The sequence below is a fragment of the Janthinobacterium sp. KBS0711 genome (assembly GCF_000988085.1).
Classification (GTDB): Bacteria; Pseudomonadota; Gammaproteobacteria; order Burkholderiales; family Burkholderiaceae_D; genus Janthinobacterium; species Janthinobacterium lividum_E.
The window spans coordinates 671,291-677,123 of sequence record NZ_LBCO01000024.1 but is presented as its reverse complement, the minus strand read 5'-3'; the positions used below and the strand labels follow the sequence as shown (position 1 = coordinate 677,123).

Genomic DNA, 5,833 nt, shown 5'->3' with positions numbered 1-5,833 from the left:
CCCCAGCCACTCCCGCCACCGAACAGACCATGCTTGGCGTGTCCGTCACGGCGGGGCGCGATGCGACAACAGAGGGCAGCGGCTCGTATACGACGGGCGTGAGCAATACGGCAACCAAGCTGAACCTGTCGCTGCGCGAGACGCCGCAGTCGGTCAGCGTGCTGACGCGCCAGCAGATCGACGACCTGGGCATCACCACACTGGACGACGCCGTGCAGTCGATCACGGGCCTGGTCATGCAAAAGGGTAACTTTACGGGCGATTCGGGCAGTTTCAGCGCACGCGGCTTTCCAATCGACAACATCCTGTTCGATGGCTTGCCCACCAGCCTGGGCGCGAACGGCACCTTCAATGGCGACAATGACGACCTGGCCATCTATGACCGCATCGAGGTGGTGCGCGGCGCCACGGGCTTGATGACGGGCAGCGGCACGCCCAGCGCGGCCATCAACATGGTGCGCAAGCGCCCGACGGCCACGCCGCAAGCCACGTTTTCAGCCAGCGTGGGCAGCTGGAGCAACTACCGCCTGGAAGCCGATGCGGCCAATGCGCTCAACGAAGCGAAAACCCTGCGCGGGCGCATCGTCGTGACGGTGCAGGACAAGAAGGATTTTGTCGACGTGCTGCATGGCCGCAATCACCAGCTGTACGGCATCATCGAAGCGGACCTGCGCCCCGACACCACCTTGACCGTGGGCGCGCACTACCGCAAGACGGACAACGACGGCGTCGCGACGGGCGTGGTGACGGCCGCCGACGGCCGCTTCCTGGATTTGCCCCGCTCGACCTATCTGGGCAGCGATTTCGACGACTGGCGCCAGACGGACAAGACCATCTTCGCCGAACTGGAACACCGCTTTGCCAACGGCTGGAAGACCAAGCTGGCCGCCACGCGCAAGACGCCCGAGATTGACACGACGTTTTCCGGCATCAACCGCCGCGGCGACACCCTGCGCTTCAATTCGCAAAGCTACCGCGCCGAGCTGGCCAACACCAGCTATGACGCGTATGCGAGCGGCAGCTACAGCCTGTTCGGCCGCGAGCACGAGCTGACGGTCGGCGCCAGCCACCGCCGTTCGTCGAAAAACAGCTATGGTGGCTGGGCCCCGTACAGCTGGGGCGCGGCGGCGCCGGTGCTCGACCCGTTCCACTGGGATGCGGGCAGCGTGGCGCGCCCCGTCATCAACTATGCGCAGTGGCGCACGGCCAGCATCACCGAGCAAAGCGGCGTGTATGCAGGCACGCGCATGCGCCTGGCCGACCCGCTGTCGCTGGTGCTGGGCGGTCGCGTCAGCTGGTACAAGGACGATGCCGGCTACTCGGTGGCGCGCGAATACACGCCGTATGCCGGTGTCGTGTATGACCTCGACAAGCAGCACTCCGTGTACGCCAGCTGGACGGAAATCTTCCAGCCGCAGGCGGCCACCGACGCCCATGCGCAGCCATTGAAGCCGATCAGCGGCACCAACTATGAAGCGGGCGTGAAGGGTGAATACTTTGGCGGCGTCCTCAATGCCAGCGCGGCCGTGTTCCAGATCCGCCAGCAAAACCGTGGCGTGGACGACCTGGCCGGCCCGAACCCCTGCCCGGGCAGCACGTGGGGCTATTGCCAGCGTGCGTCGGGCGAAGTGCGCAGCGAAGGCGTGGAACTGGACGTGGCGGGCGCGCTGACGCCGGACTGGCAGCTGTCGGCCGGTTTTACCTATGTGAAGGCGCAATTCAAGCGCGACAGCGATCCGGCCAATATCGGCAAGGATTTCAACAGTCGCTATCCGCGCCAGCAGCTCAAGCTGGCCACCAGCTACCGCCTGTCCGGCGCGGCGCAGGGCTGGCGCGTCGGCGCCTCGGTGTACGGGCAAGGCGCGACGGAGTCGAACGACGGCACCTATCATCTGCGCCAGGGTCGTTACGCGATCGTGGGCTTGAACGCGGCGTGGCAGATCGACAGCCGCGCCGAGCTGCGACTGAACGTCAACAATGCGCTGGACAAGCACTACTACCAGAGCATCTATTCCGATGTCTTCGGCAACATGGTGGGCACGCCGCGCAACCTGATGCTGACCTTGAACTACACACTGTAAATAACCGCTTTTGAATGATCTATCTTGATGAAGGATGCATGGCTTATGGAAGTGCAGTTGAATCTGGCCCGCGATGGCGCGCGCCAGCGCATGCCGCAGGGAGCGCCGCGATGATGAAATCGGCCCACATGATGTTGTTCTCGCGCGTGCTGGCCGCCATCTTTGGCGGCTATGCACTGACGTCCGGCGTGGCCGTGCTGCTGTCGGCCGTGCTGCCGCTGTCGCGCGCCGAAGCCGTGCTGACGGCCACCCTGAGCGCCTTCGTCGTCTACACCTGCGCCGTGATCTGGGTCTTTGCCGTGCAAGACCTGCGCCGCGCCTGGCTCGGGATGCTGTTGCCGGCCATCGTCTGCGGCGGCCTTGGCCTGCTGCTGTCGCGGGGTGCCGCATGAACGCCGTCAGGGTAGACAAAGTGGTCAAGACGCCGCAGCAGGGCGGCTTGCGCCAGGCGATGGCCTGGCTGCATACATGGAGCGGGCTGTGGATTTCCTGGCTGCTGTTCGCCATTTTCCTGACCGGCACCCTGGCCGTCTTCGACGAACCGATCACCCACTGGATGACGCCCGAACATGCACTGGAAGAGGCGGCCCATGCGAACGATCCGCCGCTGCCGAAGGTCACGGACCGTGGGCACCGCCTGGAACTGGCGCTCGACTTCATGGCGAAGGAACATCCGAAGGCGGACATGTGGGAAATCTGGCCCGTGCAGCGTCCCGGCCACGGCCTGTCCGCCTACTGGTTCCAGCCCGCCGGCGGCTATGGCTCGGCGGACCTCGATCCGCTGACGGGCGCCGTCATCGAACATGCGCGCGAGGCAACGCAGCGCGACACCATCGGCGGCCACCATTTCGTCGATTTTCATTACGAGCTGCACGCGGGACGCATCGGCGTGTGGGTCGTCGCCATCACCACCATGATCATGCTGGTGGCGCTGGTGAGCGGCGTCATCACGCACAAGCGCATCTTCAAGGATTTCTTCACCTTCCGCCCGGCCAAGGGCCAGCGTTCGTGGCTCGACGCGCACAACGCGGTGGCCGTGCTGACGTTGCCGTTCCAATTCATGATCGCCTACACGGGCCTGGCATTTTTTAGCGATGACTATGTGCCGGCCCCCGTGGTGGCGCAATACGGCATGGACAATGCCAAGAAGGCCTTCCTGGCCGACTGGAACGATGTGGGTAAACCCGCGAAGACAGGCCAGCCGCTGGCCATTCCCGCGCTGGAATCGTTCGCGCTGCGGGCCGAGCAGGCCATCGGCCAGGAAATTCGCGCCGTGGTGCTGGACAACCCGAACGACGCCTCCATGCGCGTGTGCATGTACGGCTGGAATGAAGAGACGGACACGATGGAACGCCTCAGCGCCAACACGGGCAGGGCCTGCTATGCGCTGGCCACGGGCGAACAGGTCGCCTTGCGCCGGCCCGGCGAGTCGGATACGGGCGGCGCGGGCCTGACGCGCGCCGTCATGTCGAACCTGCACATGGCGGGCTTCGGCGGCACGCCGATGCGCTGGCTGTATTTCTTCTGCGGCCTGGCCGGCACGGCCATGATGGGCACGGGCGCCATCCTGTTCATGGTCAAGCGCCGCCAGAAATCCGGCGGCGAATTCGGCGCCTACACGCAGCGCGTGTACCGCGTCATCGCATGCCTGAACGTGGCGGCGATTGCCGGCCTGGCCATCGCCTGCGTGGGCTTCCTGTGGGCCAACCGCCTGATTCCCATCGGCGTCGAGCACCGCGCCGGCTGGGAATTGCGCGCCTTCTTCGGCGTGTGGTTTGTGATGCTGGTGCACGCCTGCCTGCGCGCTGAAAAGCGCGCGTGGATCGAACAACTGGGCTTGCTGGCCGCCCTGTGCCTGCTGCTTCCCGTCCTGAATGTACTGAGCACGGGCGACAACCTGGCAGCGCAAATCGCGCGCGGCGACTGGGAAAGCGCCGGCGTGGAACTGGGCAGCATGGCCTTTGGCCTGCTGGCCGCCTGGGGCGCGTGGAAAGTCCACAAGCGCAAGGAAAAGCCCGTGAAAAAGGCCGCGGCCAGGGAAAACGCCGCGTCCACGGCCAGCCTGCAAGTCACTACGGAAGGACAATCATGATCCCTACCATCCTGTGCGCGCTGGGCCTGTCGTATGCGGGCATGGCCAGCCTCTCGCTGGCGATGGACCGCCACCACGGCCAGGTCTGGGGTCGGGACGCGGCGCCGAACGTGCGGCGCGCGCTGCAGCTGGCCGGCACCTTCCTGCTGGCGCTGGCCATCTGGCCCTGCGTGGCCGGCTGGAGCGCTACCGTCGGCGTCGTCGCCTGGCTCGGTTTCATATCGGCCGGTGCGCTGCTGGTGGCCCTGCTGCTGTCGTATGCCCCCCGCTTGCTGTTTCGTAGTTCCCTGCTGGCAGCCGTCGCCGCGCTGGCAGGTCTTGTGACGTTCCTGCAGTGATGTTGACTGCTATTTTCAAGGATAGACCGATGCACTTTTCACGCCTGGCGACACCGATTGATGTTTTGAATGTACTGAAAGCGGCTGCCTGATGGCGGCCCGCCTGCCTACCCGCCGCGCCCGCATCCTGGGCGGCGTGGTCTTGCTGGCGCTGTTCGGCGCCGGCGCATTGTGGGCCACGCGCGGCCCGAAAACCGTGTTCGACACGGCGCCCGTCAAGCGCGGCAATATCGAGGCCAGCGTCACGGCCATCGGCACCCTGCAGCCGCAAACCTATGTCGACGTGGGCGCGCAGGTGTCGGGCCAGATCACGCGTTTGCACGTGCAGCCGGGCAGCGACGTCGATAAAGGCCAGCTGCTGGCCGAGATCGACCCCAGCGTGCAGCAAGCCACGGTCGATGCGGGCCGTGCCGCTCTGGCGGGCTTGCGCGCGCAGCTGGCCGACCAGCAGGCGCAGCACCGCCTGGCGAGCCAGCAGCATGTGCGCCAGAAGCAGATGGCCAAGTTCGATTCGACCCCCTTGGCCGACCTGGAAACGGCAGAAGCCACCCTGGCCTCGGCCGGCGCCAAGATCGACCACCTGAAGGCGCAGATCGACCAGACCCAGGCCAGCCTGAAGGCGGACGAGGCCCGTCTTGGTTACACGCGCATCTACGCGCCGATGGCCGGCAAGGTGGTGGGACTGGACGCGAAAGAGGGGCAAACCCTGAACGCCACGTACCAGACGCCGAACATCCTGCGCATCGCCGACCTGTCGGCCATGACCGTGTGGACGGAAGTGTCGGAAGCGGACGTGCGCCGCGTGCGCCCGGACATGCCCGTGTACTTCACCACCCTGGGCGGCGACCAGCGGCGCTGGAGCGGCAAGGTGCGGCAAGTGCTGCCGGCGCCGCCAGTGCCCGGCGGTTCCGCCGCCGGCACGGCCCTGGCGCCGTCGACCAGCAAGGTGATCCTGTATACAGTGCTGTTCGACGTGGATAACGCCGATGGCGAACTGATGCCGCAGATGACGGCGCAAGTGGTGTTTGTCACGGCGGCGGCGAACAATGTGCTGGCCGTGCCCTTGCCGGCCCTGAAACCGTCGACGGAAGAAGGCGCCAAGCCGGGGCAGTTCACGGCCCGCGTGATGGATGCGGATGGCAAGGTCGATACGCGCGCCGTCACCGTCGGCGTGCGCAACCGCCTCAGCGCGGAAGTGCTGCAAGGCTTGCGCGAAGGTGAGTTGCTGGTCACGGGCGAGCAGCCGGCCGGCAGCGGCAGCAGCAGGTTCCAGCTGTGAGCGCGATGAGCGAGGCCAGGTCGCTGGGACAAGCAGGAGAGCC

At 66.1% G+C, this 5,833-nt stretch carries 5 protein-coding genes; all 5 read left to right on the top strand.

Annotation, left to right across the window (positions count from 1 at the left end):
• Positions 1-2,081, top strand: a 2,081-nt coding sequence (locus VM94_RS15670) for a TonB-dependent siderophore receptor (RefSeq protein ID WP_082127734.1), incomplete at its 5' end; no start/stop codon positions are given.
• 110 nt (positions 2,082-2,191) lie between these two features.
• Entirely contained in the window at positions 2,192-2,473 is a 282-nt protein-coding gene (locus tag VM94_RS15665; RefSeq protein WP_082127733.1) for a hypothetical protein, read from the top strand.
• Entirely contained in the window at positions 2,470-4,173 is a 1,704-nt protein-coding gene (locus tag VM94_RS15660; RefSeq protein ID WP_046684244.1) for a PepSY-associated TM helix domain-containing protein, read from the top strand. Before VM94_RS15665 ends, VM94_RS15660 begins: the two co-directional genes overlap by 4 nt.
• Complete coding sequence (locus tag VM94_RS15655) at positions 4,170-4,511, top strand: DUF3325 domain-containing protein (protein ID WP_046684243.1); 342 nt, start codon at positions 4,170-4,172, stop codon at positions 4,509-4,511. The genes VM94_RS15660 and VM94_RS15655 overlap by 4 nt, the downstream gene beginning before the upstream one ends.
• Positions 4,512-4,602: 91 nt before the next feature.
• On the top strand, positions 4,603-5,790 hold the full coding sequence (locus VM94_RS15650) for an efflux RND transporter periplasmic adaptor subunit (protein ID WP_046684242.1): 1,188 nt from the start codon (positions 4,603-4,605) through the stop codon (positions 5,788-5,790).
• Positions 5,791-5,833 lie beyond the last annotated feature (43 nt).